Source organism: Polaromonas sp. P1_E11, from assembly GCF_056405995.1.
Genome location: NZ_JBFUBA010000001.1, coordinates 987,467 through 1,013,704 on the forward strand (window position 1 = coordinate 987,467; position 26,238 = coordinate 1,013,704).

Here is a 26,238-nt window from a genome sequence, read left to right on the forward strand (position 1 = left end):
CGCAGGATGAGTGCGGGCCCATGCTCAAAGCGTGGAATTACGCTTCGGATTTGGTTTTCAGCACCTTGCGGCCACGGTAGAAACCGGTGGGGCTGATGTGGTGACGCAGGTGGGTTTCGCCGGTGGTGGACTCCACGGCAATGCCTGGCACGGTGAGTGCGTTGTGCGAGCGGTGCATGCCGCGCTTCGAAGGTGACTTTTTGTTTTGCTGGACGGCCATGATCCGCTCCTGATGGGGTGTAAGGTTGGTAAATTACGCACCAAAATCCGAGTTCAGACAGCTGGACCTGAATATCGGCCCAAGGCGCTTTAAACGCCATGTCACCGTATTCACCGCATTGGTACGCGAAGCCTTTGATTATAGCTCGATGCGAGACAAATTTCATCACCTCAACCCGCGACTGGTGAAATGCCGACAAATCTGGAAGGTTTACCCGAAAAATAAGTAATTCTAAATTACTACTTTTTTGCTTTGAGCTGTGCCAGAACCGCAAAGGGATTGGGTTTTTCACCACCCTCGCCGCCCGCCGAATCTGCGTTGTCGCCAAGATCGCCCGCCTGCAGTTTGGGCGCGACAGGGCACACCTCGTGCATGGGCACCAGCGGCAGGGCCATCAGCAACTCGTCTTCCAGCACAGCGAGCAGATCGAACTGGGGCTCCATCACCAGCAAGTCCTCTTCAGACTGGTCGTCCTCGGCCATGGCAATGTCTTCACTGGCCACAAAGCGGTACCACTGGTCCACCTCTACAGGAGTGGCAACCACACCCATGCAGCGCTGGCAGGTTAAAGGCACAACGGCCTCAGCCGTCAGATGCAGCCATACGTCGTCTTCGGCGCCCGGGCGCGGGCGCAACTCGCCGACCGCCTGCCATTTCACTGCCGAATCGGCCTGCAACCCTTGCGCTTCGTGCGCGAGGCGCTCCATATTTCGTAGCAAAGTAATTTCGGAAAGCGCCACGCCATCCTGGGCGAAAGCGGTCATGTTGAGTCGGTTGGGCTGCGGGGATCTGGACATGAGTGCAGTGTAAGAGAATCAAGGCATGAATCCTGTTCCCGACCTCGCCGCAATCGCCACACACACCGGGCAAAATCGCCCCCTGATCTTGGGTTCGACCTCCCGCTATCGCCGGGAATTGCTGCAGCGGTTGCACATCCCGTTTGAGGTGGTCGCGCCCGCTGTGGACGAAACGCCCCATGCCGGCGAACTCCCTGGCCCGCTGGCCGAGCGGCTGGCCCTGGCCAAGGCCAGGGCTGTCGCCGAGGCATTTCCCGATGCGGTTGTCATCGGTTCCGACCAGGTCGCCGACCTAGACGGCCAGCCGCTCGGCAAGCCGGGCACCCACGAAAAAGCCGTCGCCCAGCTCCGCCGGATGCGGGGGCAAACCGTCATTTTTCAGACGGCTGTGGCCGTCGTGTGCCTGGACAGTGGTTATGAAGCACAAAGCCTGGCTGCAGTAAGGGTGAAATTCCGCGCGCTGACGGATGACGAAATTGAAAACTACCTGCGCACCGAGCAACCGTACGATTGCGCGGGCAGTGCCAAAAGCGAAGGCCTCGGCATCGCGCTGCTTGAATCGATTGACAACGACGACCCGACTGCGCTGATCGGCTTGCCGCTGATCCGCACCTGCAGGCTCATCGAAGCCGCAGGCGTGAGGCTGCTTTCAGCCCATGGGAGCCAGCCATGAGCGGCGAAGCGAAAGGGAAACTTTACCTGGTGCCTGCGCCGCTCGACTTCGGCTGCGACGACCTTGCCCCTCTGCAGGATGTCATGCCGCTGGGTACCGTGCAAATCGCCGCCAGGCTCTCCTGCTGGATCTGCGAAAACGCCAAAAGCACGCGCGCCTACCTCAAGCGTATCGACGCGCTGCAGCCGCTCAGCGCGCCGCTGCAGTCGCAGCAAATCCAGGAGCTGCCACGGGAGGTTCACAAAAAAGGCGACCATACCGGCAACTTCGACGCGCGCCCCCTGTTGATGGCGGCCGTGGAAGGCCGCGACATGGGCCTGGTCAGCGAAGCCGGGATGCCTGCCATTGCCGACCCGGGATCCTCCGTGGTACGCGCCGCCCATGACCTGGGGCTGGAGGTTGTGCCGCTGACGGGCCCGATGTCACTGATGCTGGCGCTGGCAGCGAGCGGCCTGAACGGCCAGCATTTTGCGTTTTCCGGGTATTTGCCGCAGGCACCGGCCGAGCGCGTCCAGCGCATCCGGGAACTGGAATCCCTGGCACTCAAATCCGGCCAGACCCAGCTCTTCATCGAAACGCCCTATCGCAATGCGGCTTTGTTCCAGTCGCTGCTGCAAACGCTGCAGGGCAACACCCGGCTGGCGCTGAGCTGCGGCCTGACGATGACCAAAGGCTGGTCCCGCAGCGCGCAGGTCAGCGGCTGGAAACGCGACAAGCTCCAGGCGCCACTGGAATTGCCAACCGTTTTCTGTATCGGCCGCTAAAGCGCCAGACACGAACAAAAAAGCCCGCGCGAAGCGGGCTTTTTAACAAAGGCCATCGCCTTCTCAAGTCGCCCTAGCGAAGCGCCGGGATCGCCTTGAAGGCCTTCATGGCACCCTCGCCCATCGCCGCGCCAAACTTCTTGGCCAGCCGTTCGGCCACATTGTCGCGACGGGTATAGTCAATGATCTCGTCGGTCTTGACCACTTCTCGGGCCACATACTCCAGGTTGCCTAGCTGATCGGCCAGGCCCAGTTCCACCGCCTGCTGGCCGCTCCAGAACAAGCCGCTGAACATCTCGGGCGTTTCCTTCAGGCGTTTACCGCGGCCGGCTTTGACCACCGCGATGAACTGCTGGTGGATCTGGTCCAGCATGGCCTGTGCAAAGACCTTTTGTTTTTCGCTTTGCGGGCTGAACGGATCAAGGAAGCCCTTGTTTTCGCCGGCCGTCAGCAAGCGGCGCTCCACGCCCAGTTTGTCCATCAAGCCTGTGAAGCCAAAACCATCCATCAGCACACCGATGCTGCCCACAATACTGGCCTTGTCGACGTAAATCTTGTCGGCCGAGACGGCGATGTAATAAGCGGCGGAGGCACAGGTTTCTTCGACCACGGCGTAAACCGGCTTCTTGTGCTTGGCCTTCAGGCGCAGGATTTCGTCGTTCATCATGCCGGCCTGCACCGGGCTGCCGCCGGGCGAATTGATCAGCAGCACAACAGCCTTGGCGCCTTCGTCTTCAAAGGCGGCCCGCAGCGCCGCGTTGACGAACTCGGCGCTGGCGTCGGCGCCCGCGGCGATTTCACCCTTGATTTCCACCACGGCCGTGTGCGGAACAGTCGCATCGCTGGCAGGCGTGCCGCGGTGCAGCGCCATCCACACGAGGGCGATAAAAAACGCCAGCCAGGACAGGCGCACAAAGGTTTTCCAGCGCCGCGTCGCTTTTTGCTCGTTCAGCGCAGCAAAAGCCAGTTTCTCAAGCGTCGCGCGCTCCCAGCCGGGGCTGGCGGAAGGATCAGCGGCGGATTTTTTGGCCTGAGAATAAGGCGGAAGGGACTCCGGCTGGTTGGGCCGAAAATCAGATTCGCGCAGCGAATCAGAGTCCATGGGAGGGTCGGGGCGATGGGGGTCGTTCATGGGCGATAGTTTAGAGAGGTATTAGAACTGTAGCGGTTTAAGGTTGTAAGCAGAATGCCAATAAACAACCCCTTCGATTTCGGAAAGCTCGATTTTGACCAGCCCTCCCTGGCAAGGCCCGCCGGCGCACAGGCCGGTATCCGGACGGTAAACGGCGCCATGGCTGGCGCATAACAGCCACTGCCCCCCGGCATCAAACACCCGGTTGGGCTGCCAGTCCAGTTCCATCGCGACATGGGTGCAGCGATTGAGATACGCGTGGACCATTCCTTCGTAACGCACCGCAAAGGCACGGCAGGTCTGCCCGGCATAAATGACGTCGAACGGCACGGCCAACCCGCCTTCAAGCAGGTCGCGGCTATTGCACAAAGCTTGCCGGGGGTCCGTGGACGTCATCGGAAAATTAACCGTTGGCCAGCAGCCAGTCGTGCAGTTCCTGCACCGAATGTGCGACATGGCGCGGCGACAGATCGGTAAATGTGTCCGGCTCATGCGCGCCATAACTCACTCCCACACTGGCACAAGCAGCATTGACCGCCATCTGGAGGTCATGGGTGGTGTCACCGACCATCAGCACGCGCCCCGCGGGAATACCGAACTCCGCCATGAGCTCATGCAGCATACGCGGATCGGGTTTGCCTGCCGTCTCGTCAGCCGTGCGGGATCCGTCAAACACGCCCTTGAGCTCTACGGTGCGCAGTACTTCGTCAAGGCCGCGGCGCGACTTGCCGGTGGCCACCGCGAGCAGGTGGCCGCGCGCTTTCAGAGCGTCGAGCAGTGGAAGCACGCCCTCAAACAGGCTCAAGTCGTCGTAATGCGCAGCATAGTGATGGCGGTAGCGCTCGCCCAGTTGGGGGTATTTTTCAGGGGGTACATCAGGCGCGGCATGAGCCAGCGCCTGCATGAGGCCCAGGCCGATGACGTAGCCGGCTTCCTTGTCGGTGGGGACCGTGCCGCCCACGTCACGCACCGCGGCCTGGATACAGCGCACGATGATTTTGGTCGAATCAAACAGCGTGCCATCCCAATCGAAAGCGATCAGGTCGAAATTTCGGGTTTGCATGGAGATATTGTCTTAGGGAAGGCCTGCCTATGCGCGCACATGGACAAACGTTGAAATGCAGGCGTCAGTTGTTCCGGTTTTTACGGAGCCACCACGACGAGAACCCGTAAATTGCGCCCAACAAGACGCTTGCCAGGCCGAGCACCGTCAAATGGAACAGCGGTCCATAGTTTTCAAGAAACCCCCACCCTGAGTCGTCGAACGGATGCCGGTTGTGGGGATTGTAAAAATACAGCGCATCCCATCCTTGTGTCACTGTCCCCGGATTCAAGGCCACAAAAGCGCACACACAAACCACCAGGCAGATTGCCGATCTGGAAACAACAAAACGAAATGCAGACACGGCGTGCAGGGAAGGCACCATCCGCGTGTTCAACAGCCAAAAAACCGCGGCCGCCAAAAGGGTGGGGAGCGGAAACAGAAGCATCGTTTCAATATTTCCCCACGACACCCAGAACATGAACTCCATCAAAAGCGGCCAAAAGATGACCGAGGGCACTTCGCTCCACCGGAATTCGCCGCGCCCAAGCTCACCTGCCACCAGGTAATACGCCACACCGTACAGGGCAGGACCGGCCAAGACAAACATCAGCACTGTTCCGGCCAGGCCGCTGAACCTTCCCCGTATCGGCTTGGCTGCGCTCTTTGAGCCATGCGCTTCAGCGCCCCCGCGAATCATGTGGAAACCTGCGCCGGTAAAAACTGTTGCAGCTCAGGCGGCAAAGGCGCCTGCAGGTGCACGACCTTGCGCAGTTTGGGATGGTTAAATTTCAGGCTCCAGGCGTGCAGAAACATGCGTTTGAGCGATCCCGTGCCCGGGGCGGACCTCTGCAGCGCCCGGTTCAACTCAAAGTCGCCGTATTTGTCGTCCCCGGCAATCGGATGACCTTCATTGGACAGATGCACGCGGATCTGGTGCGTACGGCCGGTCTTGATCGTCACTTCCAGCAGCGTGAAGGACGTCGCCGGCGCCAGCGGGCTGGCGGGAAAGGCCGATTTCACCTTGACCAGCGTCACCGAGCGCATGCCGTCGGGGTGGTCGTTGGGCACCACTTTCACACGCCGCTCACCATCGGGCAACAAATACTTGTGCAGCGCTTTGTCGATCACGCGGTGATTGGCCGGCCAGTCGCCGCCGACGAGGGCCAGGTAGACCTTGTCTGTTTCACGCTCCCGGAACTGCTCCTGCAGCAGCTTGAGCGCCATGCGCCGCTTGGCGATCAGCAAGATGCCGCTGGTTTCGCGGTCCAGCCGGTGCACCAGCTCCAGGAAGTCGGCTTCGGGCCTGGCCATGCGCAGCTGTTCGATCACGCCGAAGCTCACACCACTGCCGCCGTGCACGGCCACACCGGCCGGTTTGTCGATGGCCAGCACAAAGTCGTCCTCAAAAAGAATCGGAAATTCGCGGGAGGGTGCATAGCCGCCCGTGGTCGAACTGGCACCGTGCCGGGCGATTTCCTGGGCCATGGCCTCAGCCTTTTGCCCGGCTCGCTCCGAAGTCCGCACCGGCGGCAGGCGCACGATGTCGCCGGTCTCCACACGCGTATCCGCCTGTGCCCGGCCCTTGTTCACCCGCACTTCACCGCTTCGGATGATGCGGTAAACATGGGTTTTGGGCACACCCTTGAGCTGGCGGATCAGGAAATTGTCGAGGCGCTGGCCCGCATAGTCTTCATCTACCGTCACCAGCGTGGCCTGCGGCGCGGCCGGGGCCGCCGCCTGGGGAATGAGTGGTGCCGAGGTGGGCGCGGACACGGCTGCGGGCGGCCATACCGGTGTTTTCCCGGGTTTCCTTGCCAAGCCCTTTGCTGACCCTATAATGTGTTTCACTAGCGATGCGCTGTAAGTGGTTGATTTGTCTGGAGTTTAGTCCACGCAAGTCCCCGGCCCTGAAAAGGCAAACAAGCAGCCTTGCTGGAAGGTCGATGCCCACGCCGGCAATTGCCCGCAAGCGACGAGTGCCAGGCACCTCGCGGCGAGCGTCTTTGCACGGTAGAAGAGTCGACGTTTTGCGAACAACACTACGGAATACCATGTGTGCAGCCCAAGTCATGAACAACAGGCTGCATGCGGATCCAGTCGAGATCAAGTCCTTTAACGGGTAGCCCTCTGATGACAACACTGGTCAGTCTGATTTATATGTGCCTGCGGCGCCTCACGACATTCGTGGGCCCTGTTTTTGGCATAAATCAGCCGCCAGCCCTTGTACAGCGGGCGCAACCAGCTACTTTTTTTGTAGCACCCACCCGTTTGACCCCTGCTCGCTCCATCCACGCGCCTACGCCCAGACCACGTCGCTGACCGATTCATTTCGGTCGGCCGCGCGCTGTCAAAAGCTCTCCGGCAATTCCTCCAGTTCGCACTGCGTCCCTCCGGCGTCGTTGGCCCATTTTGGGCATGTGATTGATGTTCAAAACATGACATCAAAACGAAGAACGATAAGGAAGGCTACCCATGAAACGGATGCTGGTAAACGCCACACAGGCTGAAGAACGCCGTCTGGCGATCGTCGATGGACAAAAACTCCTCGACTACGAAATTGAAATTGAAGGGCGCGAACAGCGCAAGGGCAACATCTACAAGGCCGTCGTCACCCGCGTCGAGCCGTCTCTGGAAGCCTGCTTCGTCGACTACGGCGAAGACCGCCACGGCTTCCTGCCGTTCAAGGAAATCTCCAAGCAATACTTTGCCCAGGGCGTGCCCGTCAACCAGGCGCGCATCAACGATGTGATCCGTGAAGGCCAGGAACTGCTGGTCCAGGTCGAAAAGGAAGAACGCGGCAACAAGGGTGCAGCCCTCACCACCTTCGTCTCCCTGGCTGGCCGCTATGTGGTCCTGATGCCGAACAATCCTCGCGGTGGTGGCGTGAGCCGCCGTATCGAAGGCGAAGACCGGGCCGAGCTCAAAGAGAACATGGACCAGCTGGAATATCCCAACGGGATGTCCATCATTGCGCGCACCGCCGGCATCGGCCGCAGCGCGCCTGAGCTCCAGTGGGACCTGAACTACCTGCTCAAGCTCTGGACCGCCATCGACGGCGCCGGCAAGGGCGGCAAGGGCGCTTACCTGATTTACCAGGAATCCAGCCTCGTGATCCGCGCGATCCGCGACTATTTCAACAGCGACATCGGCGACATCCTCTTTGACACCGACGACGTCTACGAGCAAGCCCGCCAGTTCATGGCCCACGTGATGCCCGAGCACGAGCACCGCGTCAAGCGCTACCGCGACGACGCGCCGCTGTTCAGCCGCTTCCAGATCGAGCACCAGATCGAGTCGGCTTATGCCCGCACCGTGCAGCTGCCTTCCGGCGGCGCCATCGTCATTGACCACACTGAAGCTTTGGTGTCGGTCGACGTCAACTCGGCCCGCGCCATCAAGGGCGGCGACATCGAAGAGACCGCCACCCGCACCAACCTTGAAGCCGCCGACGAAGTCGCGCGCCAGATGCGTTTGCGTGACTTGGGTGGCCTGATCGTCATCGACTTTATCGACATGGAAGAGTCGCGCAACCGCCGCGACGTGGAAAACCGCCTGCGCGACGCGCTGCGGCAAGACCGCGCCCGCGTGCAGTTCGGGACCATCAGCAAGTTCGGCCTCATGGAAATGAGCCGTCAGCGCCTGCGCCCCGCCCTGTCGGAGGGCGCGTCCATCCCCTGCCCGCGTTGCGGCGGCTCCGGCCACATCCGTGACACCGAAAGCTCGGCACTGCAGATCCTGCGCATCATCCAGGAAGAGTCCCTCAAGGACAGCACGGCCTCGGTGCTGTGCCAGGTCCCGGTCGACGTGGCGTCTTTTCTGCTCAACGAAAAACGCTCCGAGATCGCCAAGATCGAAGTCAAGCAGCGCATCAACGTGCTGCTGGTGCCCAACAAGACACTGGAAACCCCCAACTACCGCCTGGAACGCCTGAAGCACGACGACCCGCGCCTGGACAACATCGCCGCCAGCTACAAGATGGCCGACGAAATCGAGGATCCGACCACCGTCACGCGCCGCAGCCAGGAAAAGCACAACAAGCAGGAGCCCATCATCAAGGGCGTACTGCCCGACGCACCCGCGCCTGTGGCCCCGCCCAAGCCGGAAGTGGCGCCGCAGGCGGCTCCCAAGCCCCAGTCGCGCCGCCCTGCCCCGGCAGTGGCCGCCCCTGCAGAAAAAGGCTTTTTCGGCTGGATAAAGAGCCTGTTCGGCGGTGCGGAAGCACCGGCCCCGGCACCTGTCGCCAAAGAAGTGAAAAAAGATGAGCGCGGCGAAGGCCGGCGTGAAGGCCGCGATGGCCGTGGCGATGGACGCGGTGAGCGTTCGGACCGTGGCGGCGAACGCGGAGGCCGCCGCGGTGGCCGTGGCCGCAGCGAAGGACGCGGCGGTGAAGGCCGAGGCGAAAACCGCGAAGGACGCGAACCCCGCCCAGAGGGCCAGGGCCGTGGCGAAGGCCGCAATGAAGGCCGTGGCGGCGAGCGCCGTGAACGCAACCCGGAAGGCCGCAACGAAGCCGGCCGCCAGGAACGTCCAGCCGGTGAGACCCGCGGTGAAAGCCGTCCTGAAAATGCCGGCGACCAGCCCCGCAGCGAAAATCAGAGCCGCGAAGGCCGCGGCCGCCGCGAGCGCGGTGAACGTGGCGAGCGCGGTGGTGACCGCAGCGGCGAGCGCATCCAGCGCGACCCCGTTGAGCAGGACCTCGCACTGGCCAACCAGGCCGCCATGGCAGCCGCCATGGGCGGTGAAGCCGGCGAACCGCGCCAGGAACGCGCGCCGCAAGACGGCGAACGCCCACAAGGCAACCGTGAGCCGCGTGGTGAACGTGGAGAGCGTGGTGAAGGCCGCCGTGACCGCAACGGCCGTCGCAACGACCGCCGCACAGACCGCCCGGAAGGCGCCGAAGGCCAAAACGCTGCTGCTGAAGGCAGCACCGGCTTCAACCCTGAAGCCGCAGCGACAGCCCCCGTGCTGGACGATGCCGGCAATGTGATCGCCCCTGCGCAAAACGGCCAGGCCGAAGAGCAACGCCAGCCACGCGAACGCCGTAGCCGCGACCGCTATGGTCGCGACCGCCGCGAACGCGGCGAAAACGGTGAGCGCGGCGAGCAACCCGCAGAAGCCGGACAGACAAGCGGGGAAACCGAATTTTCAGAGCCTAATCAGCCGCAAGCCCAAGAGCTGCGCGCGCAAGCGGCTCCTGAATTTGTAGCACCGGTGGCCACCGCCGTTCCTGCTGCTGTACCGGCTCCAGCCTACGTGGCCCCGGTAGCCGTTGCCGCACCCATAGCAGCTCCTGCCCCCGCACCGGCGCCAGCCGCTGCACCGGTTGCCGCCAGCCTGCCCAAGGTTCAGTCTTACGACTTGCCCCTGCAGGATCTGGTTCAGGTCGCCCAGTCCTCAGGCTTGCAGTGGGTCAACTCCGATGCCGCCAAGATCGCCGAAGCCAAAGCTGCCATTGCCGCTGAAGTCAAGCCCGTACACGTGCCACGCGAGCGCCCACCGTTGGTGGCCGCCGACGAAGGCCCGCTGGTGCTGGTCGAGACCAAGCGCGACCTCGGCGCTGTGAAGCTGCCTTTCGAGCAATCGGCCGGCCAGTAAACGCGCCGACCTCTGCCGCATAAGCGGCACCTCACCAAAAGGCCCGCAAATGCGGGCCTTTTTTACGCCCTTCCTATCTTGCAGCAATGTCGTTAAGAGGCCCTAGAATCAGCCAACAAAACCGACAAGAGGGAGAGGACGATGGACAACCCGCAGCACGATGCGCGCTATGCGCCGCCGCAGGCCAATGTGGAAGATGTAGCCGCAACGACCGAAGGCCCGCAACTGGCCGGCCGCGGCCAGCGGCTTGGCGCCGTCATACTTGATACTGTTTTCCTGAGCCTGGTGCTTTGGCTGGTGTCGGTACTGACACCCTACAACCCTTGGGACACGTCAGGGCGTGGCGCGTGGTCCGCCGTCGATCCCGTGGGCATGGTCGTCAGTACCCTGCTTTTCCTGCTGCTCAACGGCCACCTGCTCGCAACGCGTGGGCAGACGATTGGCAAAGTCCTGCTCAAGATACGCATTACCAGGCCTTCGGGCGAAGCCGTTTCCAACGTGCGCCTGGCCTTGCGCTATGGCGTGGGTTACGCGGCCAGCCTCATAGCGGTCGTGATCTGGATCTATTCGCTGATCGATTGCCTGCTGATCTTTCGCAAGTCCCGCCGCTGCCTGCACGACGAGATTGCCGACACCATCGTCGTCAAGGCCTGAGCCCCACGCCCCGTGACCACCGCGCGCCTTGACACGCTTTACACGGCCGAAACGCCGGAAGGCATCAGGTTGTCCCTGCGCCCCGCCGGTATCGTCGCGCGCGGGCAGGCCTACCTGATCGACCTGGCCATACGGTCCTGCCTGTTCATCGCTATTGTGGTGACGGTCGGCTTGATGGGCAAGGCCGGGGCCGCCGTGCTGCTGCTGGCGTACTTCGGCCTTGAATGGTTTTATCCCGTGGTGTTCGAATTGACGCGTGCGGCGGCCACCCCCGGTAAACGAGTGATGGGCTTGCGCGTGGTCATGGATTCAGGGCTGCCGGTAACGCCTGCCGCCTCACTGACCCGCAACCTGCTGCGCGCAGCCGATTTCATGCCGGCGCTCTTCGGTGCCGGCATGCTGTCCATGCTCTGGCGGAGCGACAGCAAGCGCCTGGGCGACCTGGCCGCCGGCACCCTGGTGGTCTTCGGTGAAGCCGTCAAGCTGCACGGCGCCGTCCCTCTGTCACCCTCACTGGCCCCCGCACGGCCGCTGTCGGCCGCCGAGCAGGCCTCGGTGCTGGCCTGGGCCGGCCGCGCCACGCGGCTGACCCCCGAGCGCTTCGGTGAACTCGCAGCCCTGGCCGAACCAGTGCTGGGCACCGGTGCGCCGGGCAGCAGCGCCACGCAGCGCCTGCTGGGCGTGGCGCAATGGCTGATGGGCCGGCGCGAAGAAGGCACCAAGCCATGACGCCCCTGCAGTTTGAAGCGGCGTACGCGCCGCTCTGGCTTGAGCTCGAGACGGTGATAGGCACGGCCGAGAGCCAGCGCAAGTTCGATGGCGCGCGGCTGGCCACTCTCTACCGCCGCGTTTGCGAACACCTGGCGCTGGCGCAGGCCCGTGCCTATCCCGTTCATCTGACGCAGCGGCTGGAAACCCTGACGCAAAACGCCCACCGGTTGATCTACCGGCGGCACGACTACGGCCTGGCACGCCTGGGCTGGCTGGTGCTGGTCGACTTCCCGCAGGCCGTGCGCGCGCACCGGGCCTACCTGCTGGTGGCAACCCTGCTGTTCGTGGTGCCGCTGCTGGCCGCGGGCCTTGCCACCTACCGCGACCCGGGCTTCATCCTGCACCTGATGAACGCAGCGCAGGTGCAGCAGTTCGACGGCATGTACAACGACAGCGCCAGGTTCTTCGGTCGCAATCGCGACGCCAGCGGCGACTGGGAAATGTTCGGCTACTACGTCATGCACAACATCGGAATCGGTTTTCGCTGCTTCGCGGCCGGCATCTTCGGCGGAGTCGGCAGCGCCGGCGTGTTGCTGTTCAACGGTGTGCAGATAGGAGCCGTCGGCGGCTACCTGATCGCCTCGGGCCATGGCGAGAACTTCTGCTCCTTCGTCATCACCCACGGCGCCTTCGAGCTGACGGCCATCGTGCTCTCGGGCGCGGCCGGGCTGCGCCTGGGCTACGCCCTGATCGCACCAGGCCGCCACACCCGGCTCGAGGCGCTGCGGCTAGCCGCTCGCCACGCCATCGTGGTGATGTACGGCGTCATCGGCTTGCTGCTGATTGCCGCCGCCGTCGAAGCATTCTGGTCCTCGGCGCGCTGGGTCACGCCGGCTGTGAAATACGGCGCCGGTGCGGCCTGCTGGGCCTTGGTGCTGGCCTACCTGGGCTGGCAGGGGCGGCCGCGCGCCGACGGCGCGCCCGCGGCCGAAGGGCAGCGTCATGCAGGTTGATGCACTGGCCGTCGCGCTGCGGCCTCGGCCCATGGCCGAAGCCGCCGATCTGGGCGTCGCGCTGGTGCGCCGCCATGCCGGCTCCATCTGGCGGACTTTCCTGCCCATGTACGTCGTGGTCGTCGCGCTGCTGCTTTGCACCGCGGAATTCGCCGGCTGGTTGCCCGGCCTGCTGATTTTCTGGCTCAAGCCCTGGTTTGACCGCAGCCTGCTGTTCATCCTTTCGCGCGCGGTGTTCGGGCAGTCCACGCGCTGGAAGGATTTGTGGGACCAGAGAGCCCAGGTGTGGGGCGGGCAGTTGCTGCGAACGCTGCTGTGGCGACGGCTGTCGCCCTGGCGCTCATACACCCAGGCCATAGACCAGCTCGAAGGCCAGCGCGGCGGCGCCAGGCGCAAGCGGCGCGATCAGTTGCTGCACGGACGGCGCGGTGCGGGCGCCGGCATGCAGATGATTTTTTCAAATACCGAGCTCGCGCTGGAATTCGCCCTTCTGTCCATCCTGTTCTGGTTTGCGCCCGAAGGCAGCCTCATCGAGCTGGGGCGCTGGCTGGTCGATTCGGAATCCTCTTTGCAAAGCATTCTCCTCGCGGCGCTGTACGCCTTTGTCGTCGGGCTGATCGAGCCGTTTTTTGTCGCTGCCGGGTTTGCGATGTACTTAAACCGCCGCGTCGAACTTGAGGCTTGGGACATCGAGCAGGAATTCCGCCGCGCCTTCAACCCCGCACCGCTGAAGGGCAAGCCATGACGGCCGCCTGCCACGATGCCGCAAGACCCTCTTTCCCACGGCGATGGGCCGCGGTCTGCGCCGTGATGGCAGGCTGTGCGACGGGCATGCCGGCCGGCCAAGCTGCCGCAGCACCCGCGGAACCGCCTTCACGCCGGCAAGTACAGACGGCTGCCGAACGGGTTCGCGCCGATCCCAACCTGCCCGGCAGCAAGAGCGAAAAATCCCTGCGCTTCAAGAACCAGGACAAAAAACCAGAGGACAAGAAGAAGGACCGCGACAATTTTGACTGGCTTAAGGATTTCATGACCAAGGTGTCTGAAGGCGCGCGCCTGCTGGTGTGGGCACTGGGCGCGCTGGCCCTGGCCTGGCTGGTGGTGCGCATACGGCGCTGGGTGCAGGTGCGGGCCGGCGGCGGCCGGCACCGCATGGCGCCCCTGCCCAGCCACATCGGCAGCCTGGACATACGGCCTGAAAGCCTGCCCGACGACGTGGGCTCCGAGGTCGCCTCGCTCTGGCAGCGCGGCCAGCGGCGGCCCGCGCTGTCGCTGCTTTACCGCGGCGCGCTCTCGCGTCTTGTGCACCTGCATGCAGTGCCCATCCGCAACGCCAGCACCGAAGGAGAATGCGTGACGCTCAGCGAAGGCCGGCTGGCACCCGTGTCGCTGGAATTCTTTTCGCGACTGGTCGCCGCCTGGCAGCTGGCGGCCTATGGCGGGCGCCTGCCGGCCACGGCCAGCGTGCTGGCGCTGTGCGCCGAATTTGACGCCCGGCTGAGCGCACCGGCCAGGCCGGCGAAGGCGGCGGCATGAGAGACCGGCTGGTCCTGGTCCTGCTGGGCGTGCTGCTGCTGGCGGGCGGCGCCTGGCTGATGTCGGCCACTGAATGGGTCGATGCCGACACGCCCACGCCGGCCAAGGGCGAAGCACTTAGCAACCCCCTTTACGCGACCGAGAAACTGCTGGGTGCCCTGGGTGCGCGGGTCAGCAAACACAAAAGCCTGGACGCCATGCCGCCGCCGCAGGCCAGGCTGGTGCTGGTCTCAAATAACTGGGACTTGTTCCCGGAGCGTGCCAAACGCCTGCAAGAATGGGTCGCCAAGGGCGGGCATCTGGTCATTCCGGGCTTCCTGGCCGGTCACAAATCGCTGAAAGGCTGGCTACCCATGAGGGAAGAAAGCCCTGTCAGGCCCCAGGTGCCGACACCCCCCCGAGTCTTTGACAGGAACGCCAAGGACATGGATTGCCGCACGCTGGCCGAGCCCGACGAAGTACCGGCAAGCTACGCCGACACCCGGAGCTTTCGGGTCTGCGGCTCTTATTTCGGCCCCCAATATCTACCGGCGAACCCGGCTGCCCTGCTGTGGTCCCTGCAAGGTGCAGGCGGCGCCGAGGCCGCCCGTGTGCGCGTAGGCCAGGGCACGGTCACTGTCATCGGTGCGTGGGCGCTGCTGAACAACAACAACCTGCTGCGCGCCGACAATGCCTCGCTGGTCGCAGCGGCGTTGCAGGCTCGCAGCGACGCGGTATTCTGGTTCGTGGCCGAAGAAGCCAGGGAGCCCTTTGTACCCTGGCTCTGGCACCAGGCCTGGGCCGCACTGTTGCTCGGCTTGCTGGCTCTTGCGCTGGCACTTTGGCGCGCCAGCGTTCGCTTCGGCCCCCTGGCGCCGGCCGCTTCCGCACACCGGCGCTCCATGGCCGAGCAAGTGCGCGGCACAGCGCGCTTTCTCCATACGCACGGGCCGAAGGCTTTGCACGCAGCGCAGCTTCGCGCGCTGCACGAATCAGCCGCGCGGCAACTGGTCCGGTTCTCGCAGCTCGAGCCGGCGCGCCGCAGCGCCGAAATCGCGCGCGCCACCGGCCTGGACGCGCGCGCGCTCGACCACGCCCAGGCCGACAAGCCGCGCAACCCCGCCGTATTGGCCGCCGACCTCGAATTGATCGAAACCGCACGCCGGCGGCTCGATGCCCGCGAACCCCTGGCGGCGCCCGCTTCGGCTTCCGTTTCATCCGCCGCTTCACCGACTCCTTCATCTGCTCCTTCATCCTGAACCCGAGAAACCACCATGTCATCGATTCCCAACGAAGAACTGATACGCGCAGCCGAATCGCTGCAGACCCTGCGCCGCGAAGTCGGCAAAGCCGTGGTCGGCCAGATGCAAGCCGTCGACCAGACCCTGGTGGCGCTGGTCGCGTCCGGCCATGTCCTGATCGAGGGTGTGCCCGGATTGGGGAAAACGCTGCTCGCGCGGGCGCTGGCGCAGGCCATGAGCCTGCGCTATGCGCGTGTGCAGTTCACGCCCGACCTGATGCCATCAGACATCACCGGCCATTCGGTGCTGGATCCATCGACCCGCGGCGAGTCCGGCATCGGCACGCTGCGTGTACATCAGGGGCCGGTCTTCACCCACCTGCTGCTGGCCGATGAAATCAATCGCGCACCGGCCAAAACCCAGAGCGCCCTGCTCGAGGTGATGCAGGAATACCAGGTCACACTGGAAGGCAGGGCCATGCCGCTGCCGCGCCCCTTCATGGTGATGGCAACGCAAAACCCGATCGACACGGAAGGCACCTACCCGCTGCCGGAGGCGCAATTGGACCGCTTCCTGCTCAAGATCAACATCGATTTTCCCAGTCATGCCGAGGAAAAATCGATCGTGCAGCTCACCACCGGCCTGCGCGCCGGCAACCAGCTGCCGCTCGAAGCGGTCAGGCCTTGCCTGGACGACGCACAGGTACTGGAACTCCAGCGCCTGGCCAGCCTGGTGCAGGCCCACGAACAGGTGGTCGACTATGCGGTCCGCATCGCCCGCGCCACGCGCGACTGGCCCGGGCTTTCGTCGGGGGCGGGGCCCCGTGGCACCATGGCGTTGGTGCGCGCCGCCCGGGCCGCCGCCCTGATGGACGGGCGCGATTTCATCACCCCGGATGACGTGGCGCGCCAGACCCTGCCGGCCCTGCGCCACCGGGTGATGATGTCACCCGACGCGCAGCTGGAAGGCCTGGATGTGGACCAGCTCCTGCGCAGCGCCCAGGGCAGCGTCCAGGCGCCCCGACTGTAGGCCCCGCCCGCATGCGCTGGCTGGTCATTCCCGCAAAACCCACTGTCAGGGTGCTGGCCGGCATCGCCGTGGCCGCGGCCCTGGCCTTGCTGACGGGCCTGCCGGTGGACCACGTCGCGCGGCTGGCCGGGGCCGGGACGCTGCTGGGACTGGCAGGCGCGCTTTTTGATCTCTGGCGCAGCCGGCACCTGTGGAATGCGGCGCCGCTGCGCATCGAACGCACGCTGCCCGGCGCCTTTTCACTGGGCGTGCCCACCGTGCTCACGCTGGTGCTTGTCAACGAAAGTCCACTGGCCTGGACGGTGACCGTGTTCGACGAAGTGGACCCGCGCTTTGCTTTTGACGGCCTGCCGCAGACCCTGACCCTGCCTGCGGCTTCCCGTGCGGAGCTGCGCTACACGGCGACGGCGCGGGAGCGCGGCGTGGCCCTTTTCGGCACGACCCAGCTGCGCTGGCGCAGCCGCGGCGGTTGCTTTGAGGTGCAGCAGTCGCTGGGTCAGCCTGGCAAGCTGCGCGTGTACCCCAACTTCGCCGCGCTGGCGCGCTACGCCTGGCTTTCCGGCGACCGGCGGCTGGCCCAGATCGGCATCAAGACCTACGTGCAGCGCGGGCTGGGCACCGATTTCCGCCAGCTGGCCGATTACAAAACAGGGGATTCACTGCGCCACATCGACTGGAAGGCCACGCTGCGCCACCAGCGGCCCATCGTGCGCGAATTCCAGGACGACCGCGACCAGTGCGTGTTCTTCCTGCTCGACTGCGGCCGCCGCATGCGCGCCGATGAAGGCGGCCCCGAGCAGGACGGCCACGGCGGCAGCCATTTCGACGAGGCCCTCAACGCGCTGATGCTGCTGAGCTATGTCGCCCTGAAAGAAGGCGACGAGGTCGGCGCCATGACCTTCGGCTGCGCGCCGGGGCAGCGCCGCGACTTCGCGCCGCGCAAGGGCGCGGCCACCCTCAACGCGCTGATGAACCGGCTGCACGACATCCAGCCCGGCGCTACGCATTCGGACTACCTGCTGGCCGCACAGGAACTGCTGCGCGTGCAGCGCCGGCGCGCGCTGGTCATCGTTCTCACCAACTTCCGCGACGAAGACGCGGCGGAGCTGCGCCCGGCGATCAAGCTGCTGCGCCGCCAGCACCTGGTGCTGGTGGCCAGCCTGCGCGAGCGTGTGCTGGGCCGTATCGCCGGCCAGGCCCTGTCTACCCCGGCCGACGCGGTGGACGTGGCGGCCGCCCATCTGTTTGCGCAGTCGCGGCGCGACGCCTTTGCACGGGTCGTCGGCAAGGATCCGCTGTCAATGGACGTGGAGCCGACGCAACTGGCCGTCTCGCTCGTGAACCGCTACCACGCGGTCAAACGCGCCGGCCTGCTGTAAGCGGGCATTGCATTCAGCCCGGCAGCGGTTATTCTTCGTTTTTCAACAACAGGAGGGAAAGAGAAATGTCTGAAGCCATGAATCCTTATGCCGCACCGCGTGCGGCTGTCGCTGATGTGTATGACGACGAGAGCGGACAGACGCAACCTGTCAAGTGGTTCTCGGCCAAGGGTCGGATCGGCCGGCTGCGCTACCTGGCTTACAGCCTGGTCGGTTACCTGGTCATGCTGCTGGGTGCCATCGTGGTTGGTATCGTTGCCGGCGCCGTGGGTAAAGGAAGCGCGGCAGGCTGGCTTGGCATCGCGGCAGCCATTCCTTACCTCATCTTCATGGTGCTGCTGACCATACAGCGCAGCCACGACATGGACTGGAGCGGCTGGACGGCCATCCTGGCCTTCATCCCCCTGGTGGGCCTGATATGGCTCATCAATTCGGGAACGGCAGGCGGCAACCGCTTCGGTGCACCGCCGCCTCCCAACGGCTTGCTGGTCAAAATCGGCGGCTTGATGTTCCCCATCCTCTTTTTGATCGGTATCCTCGCCGCCATCGCACTGCCGGCTTACCAGGATTACACGAAGCGGGCCAAAGCAGCCCAGTCCGTCAAGCCTTAAGGATCCCGGCGGCGGGCGGCATGCCCGCCGCCAGGCCGTAAAGAGCGCCGTCAGATCTGCGCTGCGCGCTTGTAAGCCTGCGCAGCGCCCGCCTCGTCCTCACGCTGTTCAGCCAGCAGCGCCAGGGCGCGCCAGGCATTGCGGTGAAGCGTCACGTCCTGAAGCGCCGGTGCCGCCTGCGTCAGCAACTGGCGGGATTTGCCCCAGAGCTGGCGGCTCAGGCAAGCCATGCCCGCCAGGTACTGCAGGTTGGCGTCGCGCGGACGGTTAAGTTGCGCGTTTTCAATGCGGGCCAGCCAGGCCGCATCCAGCGAATCGAGGCCGGCCTCGAGCACGCCGATCAGTTTGATGCGCAGGTTGTCGCCGATGTCCGAGCGCGGTTGCATCATGCGGTCCCAGACCTGCAGAAGCCAGCTGCGGGCCAGTTCCGGGTCACCGTGCAGCGCCATCAGGCGCGACGCCGCATGCACGACCAGCTCGGGCATGGCGCGTTCGGTGTCATCCAGCGAGAACCAGGCCTGCTGCAGCTGCGCGGGGTCGTGCGCATCGTTCAGCAGCTCCAGGGCCAGGCCGCGCACAATGCTTTGCGCCGCCGCCTGCGAAAAAGCGCGGTGCTTGGCCAGCAGGCGCGCGGTTTCCAGCGCTTGCGCCGTGTGCCGCGCATGCCGCGAGGCACGCAGCTTCATGCGCAGGGCCAGCGTGCGGCGCGATGCCCCCTGCGGAAGCTGGCCCAGCCAATCCAGTGCCGCACCAGCGTCACGGTCGTCCAGCGCCCAGCGGGCCGCACGGAACTGCACGCCCTCGCGCACTTCCTGCGCATGGCGTGAGCTCTTCAACGCCAATTGCAGGTGCTGGTCGCGCAGGCTCTTGTTTTGGAGCGCCTGCGCGGCTTCGGCCACCAAAAGGTGGGCCAGCGAACGCAATTGTTTGCCGCGGCTGGCGCTGTGGCCTGTCACATGGCCGGATTCGTCGGTCAACAGGTTCAGGCTCTTTGCCTGCGCCAGCGCATTTTGTGCCGACTTGGTCGAACGGATATAGCGCCCCGCCAGCAGATGCGCCAGGGCGTCCATGAGGGCGCCGTACATGGCGCGTTCCTTTTGCTGGGCGCGCCAGCGGCGGGCTTCCGCCGGCAGCGAAAACACCACCGACAGGGCGCGCAAGGCCAGGTACAGCACCAGGAACAGCGCTGCCAGCAGCATCACCATCAGGTTGAAGGAAATATCGACACGGTGCGGCGGCCAGAAGATGGTAACCACGGCCTGGTTGTTGCCCGTAAACAGGGCCACGGCAACGGCCACGCCAAACAGGGCCAAAAGCCAGAGGGCAGCGCGCATGCTGGTTCCTGCCTTTTCCCGCTCAGCGGCCTGCGGCCGCTGTGGCCAGCGCGGCCATGGTTTCGTCCAGGCGCGGAAGCTCGCTGGTTTTCAGCTGGCCCTGGACCTGGGCCAGCAGCTGCGCTGCGGCCTGCGTTTTGCGGGACGAAGCATCAAAGTACTTGCCCAGCCAGGCATTGGCACTCCCAAGATCGGCGCGCACTGAATCCGTCTGCCGCGACAGCAGGCCCAGGCGCGCATTGAGCAGGCGCAGTTTGAGGTTCTCCCGCAGGAAAAACGACTGCTCCGGCGACACAAGGGCGGCCTCGGGCTGGTCAATGCGGCTCACGCGCAGCAGCTTGCGTGCTTCTTCGCGCAGGTTGTCCAGCGTGCGCTGCGACCAGGCATCGAAAGCAAGCTTGTCGAATACCAGCATGGAAGACTTTCCAGCGGAAGACGCGGCCGACGCAGCAGCGCGCGGCGCGGAAGCCGGCGCGGCCGAAGCAGGCAATGCACGCTGGCCGGCTGCCACCATGGCGTTGGCCACCGGCAGGTCGTCAGCCATGCGGACCAGTTCGTCGAGCTTGAGCATGAGAACCGGCACATCGGTCAGCGTTGCGGCCTTGATGCGGTCCATGTCTTTGGCAATGGCCCGTTGCAGCGGGTTCAGGCGCGGCTGCGCGGCACGCGACAGGCGCTGGTCGGCCGACTTGAGCGCGGCCAGCAGCGGTTCGGCGCTGCCGGTGAGCTGGGCCTGCTGCTGGGCCAGGCGCAGGGCCGACTCCACATCAACCACCAGATTCTCATCGCGCGAGCGCGACAGGCTTTGCATGAGTTCCTCCAGCTGGGTTCGCTGCAGGCTGACTTCACTGATGCGGGTTTCCTGGATGGCCAGCCGTGCAGAGAGTTCGCGCGTGCCTTCCTGGGCCTGGCGCGCCAGTGTGCGCGCTTCAATGGCCTGCGCGCCGGAATCAATGCTGCGGCGGGCCAGCTCTTCCTGGATATTGCCGAGTTTTTGCCACAGCAAGCCGCTTACCAGCAATCCGGCAGCCGCCAGCACGGCAACCAGCAGTGCCCATTTGCGCGGCACCACCCAGACGTCGGGCGAAACGGGTTGAGGGGGAAGCGGGACCAGTGCGCGCTCCAGCACCGGCTCGTTGTCTGGCGTGGAGGATGGAGGCTGGGCGTTAGGACTGTCACTCATGGATAAAGAGATTCTATCGAGGCAAGTGTGTCCCTGATGTCCTTCAGGGCAGGACGTGACGCCACAACAACACCCCAACCGGCAGCACGCACGGCTTCCTCAATCCGCGGATGCGTGGCCACCGCGCGGGCGCGGCGCCAATCCACCCCGGCCAGCGCAGGCAAGGCCGTCAGGTTGGCCACCGCTTCAGAGCTGCTGAAGAGCCATACAGACCCATCTCCGCTGGCCGCGCGCGCGCGCTGAAGTTGCGTTTCGCTGAGCACAGGCGCAAGGCGCCGGTAAACCCCCACAAAATCCACCTGCGCACCGGCAGCCTCCCACTGGCGGGCGATCCAGTCGCGTCCGGAAGATGCCATGGTCCCAGGCAAGGCAGCGCCTTCCCCCCGCACCACCAACACGCGCTTGCCTTGCCAGTCGCGCTGGCCTATCACCGCCCACAGGGCTTCCGAATCAAACTGGGCCGCATCGGCCGGCGGGGCATCTATCTGCCCGGCAGCAACCCCGGCGGCCGCCAAAGCCGCCACTGTGCCCGGCCCGGGTGCCAGAAAACGCAGCGCAGCCGGCAGCATTGCATCGGCATCCGCTATGTTATTAATAGCTGCTTGCGCCCGTCCTGTATGGGCTGCAGCCATTTTTTTCTTGAAAAAGTGCTCCACTGCATTACCGCTGACAAACATGCAGGCGGCGTATTGGCCCAGTGTTTTCCAGATGCCCTCCAGCGCGGCCGTATCCAGAGCAGGGGCGATGTCAATCAACGGCAGAGCCTCGGCGGCAAAGCCCCCCTGCTGCAGTTGCTGCACCCAGTGGTACGCATCCTGCGCGGGCCGCGTCACGATGACGCGAGTCGTAGCGCCAGCCGGAGGCGCCGGCATCTGCGGCATCAGGCGCCCGGCGCTTTGCCGGCCCACACAGCCCCGCCGGCGCGCAATTGCGCCGCTACGGCCTCGCCCAGGGCCTCGGCCTCGGCAAAGCTGCGCACCACGGCGGTCTGGTTGACCTGCACCAGCGGCGCCAGCGGGCCTGCGGCGGCGGACGGCGCCTCTGCGGTGGCAGGGTCGCCCCATGCGGCATTGAGCTGCATGGCGTCCCCGTTGGCGGCACCCTGTGTAAAGGCCGCCAGCGGCATGGAACAGCTGCCGCCCATGGCGCGCGACACCGTACGCTCGGCCGTCACCGCCAGCCAGGTTGGCTGGTGCGCCAGGGTGGCCAGCGCGGCCATCAGGTCGGTGCGGTCAGCGCGCACCTCAATACCCAGGGCGCCTTGACCTGCGGCCGGCAGCATCTGGGCGGGCTCAAAGGTACAGCGGATTCGCGACTCCAGGCCGAGACGTTTCAAGCCCGCAGCCGCCAGCACGATGGCTTGGTATTGGCCTTCGTCGAGCTTGCGCAGGCGCGTGTCGAGGTTGCCGCGCAGCGGCTGTATGACCAGGTCGGGACGCATGGCCTTGAGCAGCACCAGCCGGCGCAGGCTGGAAGTGCCCACCACGGCGCCCTGCGGCAGATCCGCAAGCGAGGCAAATTGATTAGAGACAAAAGCATCGCGCGGGTCTTCGCGTTCGAGCACACAGGCCAGCGCAAACCCTTCGGGCAGGTCCATGGGCACATCCTTGAGCGAATGCACTGCCAGGTCGGCCCGCCCTTCGCTGAGCGCCACTTCGAGCTCCTTGACGAACAGGCCCTTGCCGCCGACCTTGCTCAGCGAGCGGTCCAGTATCTGGTCGCCCTGTGTGGTCATGCCCAGCAGTTCGACCTGCCAGCCCAGGCGCGACTCCAGCAGCGCCTTCACATGCTCGGCCTGCCACATCGCCAGGCGGCTTTCGCGGGTGGCGATGACCACTTTTTTCATATCATTCGGTCTGGATTCAAACGCTGCGGACACTCGTAACCTGCTTGTAATACTTGGGGGGAAGTGAATGCTAGCATGCAAGGCTAAAGAACTAGAGGGTAGAGATGGTCACTTCCACGCGCGTAAAAAGGAATAACTCCGCTGTCAGCGACAAGAGCAGCGGCCGCAGCGCTGGGGCGCCCCAAGCAAGGCCAGCCCCCTCGGCGGGCAGAGAGCCACATGCAGTGGGCGAACGTGGGGGCGTAAGGTCATCCACTCGTTCCAGGGACAACGAACGCCCGCTGGTCGAAGACATCCGCCTCCTGGGCCGCATCCTGGGCGACGTGATCCGCGAGCAGGAAGGCGTTGCCGCCTACGAACTGATCGAACAGGTGCGCAAGCTCTCCGTCAGCTTCCGGCGCGACGCCGACGCCGACGCCGACAAATCGCTCAAGAAACTGCTCAAGGGCCTGTCCGGCGACCAGACGGTGAGCGTGATCCGCGCCTTCACCTATTTCAGCCACCTGGCCAACCTGGCCGAAGACCGCCACCACATCCGCCGCCGCGCAGTGCACGAGCGCGCGGGCGACACCCAGGAAGGCAGTATCGACGTGGCGCTGGCAAGACTGCGCTGGGCCGGCATCTCGACCAAAACCATTTCCACCACCCTGGCGCACAGCTTTGTCTCGCCGGTGCTGACCGCCCACCCGACCGAAGTGCAGCGCAAAAGCATCCTGGACGCCGAGCGCGACATCGCCCTGCTGCTGACGGCGCGGGACGACATCAAGGCACTGGCGCAAGCTGTCAATGCCGCCAAGGATGCGCTGACACCGCGCGAGCTGGCCGCCAACGAAGCGCAGCTTCGCGCCCGCGTCATGCAACTGTGGCAAACCCGTTTGCTGCGTTTTTCCAAACTCACCGTCGCCGATGAAATCGAAAATGCGCTGAGCTACTACGAAGCCACTTTCCTGCGGGAGATTCCCAAGCTTTACGCCAACCTGGAACGCGAACTGGGCAACCAGCCGGTGCACAGCTTTTTGCGCATGGGCCAATGGATAGGCGGCGACCGCGACGGCAATCCCAACGTCAGCGCCGACACCCTCAATTACGCGCTGGGCCGGCAGGCAGAAGTGGCGCTGCGCCACTACCTGACCGAGGTGCATTTCCTGGGCGGCGAGCTCTCGCTGTCAGCCATGCTGGTCGAGTTCAGTCCCGCGATGCGGCTGCTCGCCGAAAGCTCACCCGACACCAGCGAACACCGCAAGGACGAGCCCTATCGCCGCGCCCTCACCGGCGTCTACGCCCGCCTGGCTGCCACGCTCAAGGACCTGACCGGCGGCGATGCCGCGCGCCATGCCGTAGCGCCGCAAAATGCCTACCTCAAGTCGGAGGACTTCCTGGCCGACCTGCGCACCATCGAAGACTCCCTCAAGGCCCATCACGGCGAAGCGCTGATCGCCCAGCGCCTGCACCCGCTGATCCGCGCGGTCGAAGTGTTCGGCTTTCACCTGGCCACGGTCGACCTGCGCCAGAGTTCCGACAAACACGAAGAAGTGGTGGCCGAACTGCTGGCCGTTGCACGCATCGAGGCGAATTACGGCAAGCTGGACGAAGCGGCCAAACGCGCACTGCTGATGGGCCTGCTCAACGATGCACGGCCGCTGCGCGTGGTCGGCACCGCTTATTCGGCCCACGCCCGCGGTGAACTGGCGATTTTTGAGGCGGCCCGCACAGCACGTGCCCGCTTCGGCAAGGAAGCGATCCGACACTACATCATCAGCCACACCGAGACCGTGAGCGACCTGCTCGAGGTGCTGCTGCTGCAAAAAGAAGTCGGCCTCATGCACGCCACGCTCGACAGCCACGCCACCAACGACCTGATCGTCGTGCCGCTGTTTGAAACCATCGAAGACCTGCGCAATGCCGCGCCCATCATGCGCGAGTTCTACGCCCTGCCCGGCATCGCCCAGCTGGTCAAGCGCAGCGGTGCCGAGCAGGACATCATGCTGGGTTATTCCGACAGCAACAAGGACGGCGGCATCTTCACCAGCAACTGGGAGTTGTACCGCGCCGAGATCGCGCTGGTCGAGCTGTTCGACGAACTGGCCAACTCGCACAACATCCAGCTGCGCATGTTCCATGGCCGCGGCGGCACGGTCGGCCGCGGCGGCGGCCCGAGCTACCAGGCCATCCTGGCGCAGCCGCCCGGCACGGTGCGCGGCCAGATCCGCCTGACCGAGCAAGGCGAAGTGATCGGCTCCAAATATGCCAATCCCGAGATTGGCCGGCGCAACCTGGAAACCCTGGTGGCCGCCACGCTGGAGGCCACGCTGCTGCAGCCGACCAAGCCCGCCACCAAAGCCTTTTTGCAAGCCGCCGCCGAGTTGTCGCACGCCAGCATGGCGGCCTACCGCGACCTGGTTTACGAAACCCCGGGATTCACCGAATACTTTTTTGGCTCCACGCCGATCCGCGAGATTGCGGAACTCAACATCGGATCCCGCCCGGCATCGCGCAAGGCTTCGCAGAAAATTGAAGACCTGCGTGCGATTCCCTGGGGTTTCAGCTGGGGCCAGTGCCGCCTGACCCTGCCCGGCTGGTACGGCTTCGGCTCGGCCATCGAGCAATTCCTCCAGCAGGGCGGCACGCCCGCCAGCCGCAGGGAAGCGTTGGCATTGCTGCAAAAAATGTACAAGCAGTGGCCGTTTTTCCGCACCCTGCTCAGCAACATGGATATGGTGCTGGCCAAAAGCGACCTGGCACTGGCCTCGCGCTATTCGGAGCTGGTGGGTGATGCGCGCCTGCGCAAAAGAATCTTCAGCGCGATTGAATCCGAATGGCATCGTACGGCCGAGGCGCTGACACTGATCACCGGGGAAAAGCAGCGGCTGGCGGGCAACGCAGCCCTGCAGCGCTCCATCCGCCACCGTTTTCCGTACATCGACCCCCTGCACCACCTCCAGGTGGAGCTGGTGCGGCGCTACCGTGCCGGCCAGGCCGACCAGCGGGTGCAAACCGGCATTCACATTTCCATCAACGGGATTGCCGCGGGCTTGCGCAACACAGGCTGAACGGTCGTGAACAACGGGCAGCCATGCTGCACGTGAGAGGTTTCTCGCTGTAAGGGTATTGCCAGGGGCGCATACTGTAGGCCTTGTCCTAGACAAACTCCAGCGTCTTCTGATGGCCCCGCGAGGGGTCGGTGCGTAGCATGGTGTCAGACACGGAGCAATGCGGGCATTTCGCCACGCGTTGCCCAAACCAGCTACCCCGGAGCGCAAAATCATGACTACCCTGGAGATCATGGCCGACTCACCGTCCGCCATTCAAAACGATTTTGTTTCCACCGACGCCGCCGATCTGGCGTCACACATGAACCAGTGTGCGCATTCGCGCAGCCGGTTTTTTACGCTCCAGTCCGGGCTCCAGTCCGCGCACTCCCTGGCTTCACCGCGCATCATTACAGTGGCGGCCATACTGGCTATTTTTCTTGGCCTGTTAGCCGTAGCCTGAGCGC

General features: G+C 64.6%; 25 protein-coding genes. 14 read left to right on the top strand and 11 right to left on the bottom strand.

Features of this window, described 5'->3' with window-relative positions; all coding sequences use genetic code 11:
* Positions 1–37 precede the first annotated feature (37 nt).
* Together rpmF and AC1D11_RS04940 are read right to left on the bottom strand one after the other, a co-directional pair.
* A complete protein-coding gene (gene rpmF, locus AC1D11_RS04935; RefSeq protein ID WP_007873878.1) occupies positions 38–220 on the bottom strand; it encodes a 50S ribosomal protein L32 in 183 nt (60 codons plus the stop codon).
* A gap of 239 nt (positions 221–459) precedes the next feature.
* Complete coding sequence (locus tag AC1D11_RS04940) at positions 460–1,017, bottom strand: YceD family protein (RefSeq protein ID WP_477650939.1); 558 nt, start codon at positions 1,015–1,017, stop codon at positions 460–462.
* Between the two features lie 25 nt (positions 1,018–1,042).
* Between AC1D11_RS04940 and AC1D11_RS04945 the strand changes: the two genes are divergently transcribed.
* Together AC1D11_RS04945 and AC1D11_RS04950 are read left to right on the top strand one after the other, a co-directional pair.
* The gene (locus AC1D11_RS04945) at positions 1,043–1,690 is read left to right on the top strand and encodes a Maf family protein (protein WP_477647249.1); all 648 of its coding nucleotides are present in this window, start codon (positions 1,043–1,045) and stop codon (positions 1,688–1,690) included.
* The gene (locus AC1D11_RS04950; protein ID WP_477647250.1) at positions 1,687–2,454 is read left to right on the top strand and encodes an SAM-dependent methyltransferase; all 768 of its coding nucleotides are present in this window, start codon (positions 1,687–1,689) and stop codon (positions 2,452–2,454) included. Before AC1D11_RS04945 ends, AC1D11_RS04950 begins: the two co-directional genes overlap by 4 nt.
* Before the next feature lie 73 nt (positions 2,455–2,527).
* Here the strand turns inward: AC1D11_RS04950 and AC1D11_RS04955 are convergent, their stop codons facing one another.
* The 5 genes from AC1D11_RS04955 to AC1D11_RS04975 all read right to left on the bottom strand — a co-directional run bounded on the left by AC1D11_RS04955 (position 2,528) and on the right by AC1D11_RS04975 (position 6,479).
* Positions 2,528–3,586, bottom strand: coding sequence for a S49 family peptidase (locus AC1D11_RS04955; RefSeq protein ID WP_457279394.1), 1,059 nt, complete (start codon positions 3,584–3,586; stop codon positions 2,528–2,530).
* Positions 3,587–3,607: 21 nt separating this feature from the next.
* Entirely contained in the window at positions 3,608–3,982 is a 375-nt protein-coding gene (locus tag AC1D11_RS04960; protein WP_477647251.1) for a Rieske (2Fe-2S) protein, read from the bottom strand.
* A 7-nt stretch (positions 3,983–3,989) separates the two neighbouring features.
* The gene (locus AC1D11_RS04965) at positions 3,990–4,649 is read right to left on the bottom strand and encodes an HAD family hydrolase (RefSeq protein WP_477647252.1); all 660 of its coding nucleotides are present in this window, start codon (positions 4,647–4,649) and stop codon (positions 3,990–3,992) included.
* A 64-nt stretch (positions 4,650–4,713) separates the two neighbouring features.
* A complete protein-coding gene (locus tag AC1D11_RS04970; protein WP_477647253.1) occupies positions 4,714–5,328 on the bottom strand; it encodes a hypothetical protein in 615 nt (204 codons plus the stop codon).
* A complete protein-coding gene (locus tag AC1D11_RS04975) occupies positions 5,325–6,479 on the bottom strand; it encodes an RluA family pseudouridine synthase (RefSeq protein WP_477647254.1) in 1,155 nt (384 codons plus the stop codon). Before AC1D11_RS04975 ends, AC1D11_RS04970 begins: the two co-directional genes overlap by 4 nt.
* Positions 6,480–7,103: 624 nt before the next feature.
* Here AC1D11_RS04975 and AC1D11_RS04980 point away from each other — a divergent pair.
* The 10 genes from AC1D11_RS04980 (at position 7,104) to AC1D11_RS05025 (ending at position 18,379) form a co-directional block, all read left to right on the top strand.
* Positions 7,104–10,226, top strand: coding sequence for an Rne/Rng family ribonuclease (locus tag AC1D11_RS04980; protein WP_477647255.1), 3,123 nt, complete (start codon positions 7,104–7,106; stop codon positions 10,224–10,226).
* Positions 10,227–10,367: 141 nt separating this feature from the next.
* The gene (locus AC1D11_RS04985; protein ID WP_477647256.1) at positions 10,368–10,880 is read left to right on the top strand and encodes an RDD family protein; all 513 of its coding nucleotides are present in this window, start codon (positions 10,368–10,370) and stop codon (positions 10,878–10,880) included.
* 12 nt (positions 10,881–10,892) lie between these two features.
* Entirely contained in the window at positions 10,893–11,609 is a 717-nt protein-coding gene (locus AC1D11_RS04990; RefSeq protein ID WP_477647257.1) for an RDD family protein, read from the top strand.
* On the top strand, positions 11,606–12,604 hold the full coding sequence (locus AC1D11_RS04995) for a stage II sporulation protein M (protein WP_477647258.1): 999 nt from the start codon (positions 11,606–11,608) through the stop codon (positions 12,602–12,604). Before AC1D11_RS04990 ends, AC1D11_RS04995 begins: the two co-directional genes overlap by 4 nt.
* Positions 12,594–13,349, top strand: coding sequence for a hypothetical protein (locus AC1D11_RS05000; protein ID WP_477647259.1), 756 nt, complete (start codon positions 12,594–12,596; stop codon positions 13,347–13,349). Before AC1D11_RS04995 ends, AC1D11_RS05000 begins: the two co-directional genes overlap by 11 nt.
* Before the next feature lie 86 nt (positions 13,350–13,435).
* Positions 13,436–14,140 (top strand): DUF4129 domain-containing protein, encoded by a 705-nt coding sequence (locus AC1D11_RS05005; RefSeq protein ID WP_477650940.1) that lies wholly within the window; start codon positions 13,436–13,438, stop codon positions 14,138–14,140.
* Positions 14,137–15,378 (top strand): DUF4350 domain-containing protein, encoded by a 1,242-nt coding sequence (locus AC1D11_RS05010; RefSeq protein ID WP_477647261.1) that lies wholly within the window; start codon positions 14,137–14,139, stop codon positions 15,376–15,378. Before AC1D11_RS05005 ends, AC1D11_RS05010 begins: the two co-directional genes overlap by 4 nt.
* Positions 15,379–15,393: 15 nt before the next feature.
* Positions 15,394–16,389, top strand: coding sequence for an AAA family ATPase (locus AC1D11_RS05015; protein WP_477647262.1), 996 nt, complete (start codon positions 15,394–15,396; stop codon positions 16,387–16,389).
* 11 nt (positions 16,390–16,400) lie between these two features.
* A complete protein-coding gene (locus AC1D11_RS05020) occupies positions 16,401–17,768 on the top strand; it encodes a DUF58 domain-containing protein (RefSeq protein WP_477647263.1) in 1,368 nt (455 codons plus the stop codon).
* A gap of 65 nt (positions 17,769–17,833) precedes the next feature.
* Positions 17,834–18,379 (top strand): DUF805 domain-containing protein, encoded by a 546-nt coding sequence (locus AC1D11_RS05025; RefSeq protein WP_477647264.1) that lies wholly within the window; start codon positions 17,834–17,836, stop codon positions 18,377–18,379.
* Positions 18,380–18,429: 50 nt separating this feature from the next.
* On the opposite strand, the gene AC1D11_RS05030 is transcribed toward AC1D11_RS05025, so the two are convergent.
* The 4 genes from AC1D11_RS05030 to hemC are packed head-to-tail and all read right to left on the bottom strand — an operon-like array spanning position 18,430 to position 22,742.
* Complete coding sequence (locus AC1D11_RS05030; RefSeq protein WP_477647265.1) at positions 18,430–19,713, bottom strand: heme biosynthesis HemY N-terminal domain-containing protein; 1,284 nt, start codon at positions 19,711–19,713, stop codon at positions 18,430–18,432.
* A 22-nt stretch (positions 19,714–19,735) separates the two neighbouring features.
* Positions 19,736–20,896 (bottom strand): uroporphyrinogen-III C-methyltransferase, encoded by a 1,161-nt coding sequence (locus tag AC1D11_RS05035; protein ID WP_477647266.1) that lies wholly within the window; start codon positions 20,894–20,896, stop codon positions 19,736–19,738.
* Complete coding sequence (locus AC1D11_RS05040; RefSeq protein WP_477647267.1) at positions 20,893–21,777, bottom strand: uroporphyrinogen-III synthase; 885 nt, start codon at positions 21,775–21,777, stop codon at positions 20,893–20,895. The genes AC1D11_RS05035 and AC1D11_RS05040 overlap by 4 nt, the downstream gene beginning before the upstream one ends.
* The gene (gene hemC / locus AC1D11_RS05045) at positions 21,777–22,742 is read right to left on the bottom strand and encodes a hydroxymethylbilane synthase (protein ID WP_477647268.1); all 966 of its coding nucleotides are present in this window, start codon (positions 22,740–22,742) and stop codon (positions 21,777–21,779) included. Before hemC ends, AC1D11_RS05040 begins: the two co-directional genes overlap by 1 nt.
* Before the next feature lie 104 nt (positions 22,743–22,846).
* Between hemC and ppc the strand changes: the two genes are divergently transcribed.
* Entirely contained in the window at positions 22,847–25,792 is a 2,946-nt protein-coding gene (gene ppc / locus AC1D11_RS05050; protein ID WP_477647269.1) for a phosphoenolpyruvate carboxylase, read from the top strand.
* A gap of 214 nt (positions 25,793–26,006) precedes the next feature.
* Positions 26,007–26,234, top strand: coding sequence for a hypothetical protein (locus AC1D11_RS05055; protein ID WP_477647270.1), 228 nt, complete (start codon positions 26,007–26,009; stop codon positions 26,232–26,234).
* Positions 26,235–26,238: the final 4 nt, after the last annotated feature.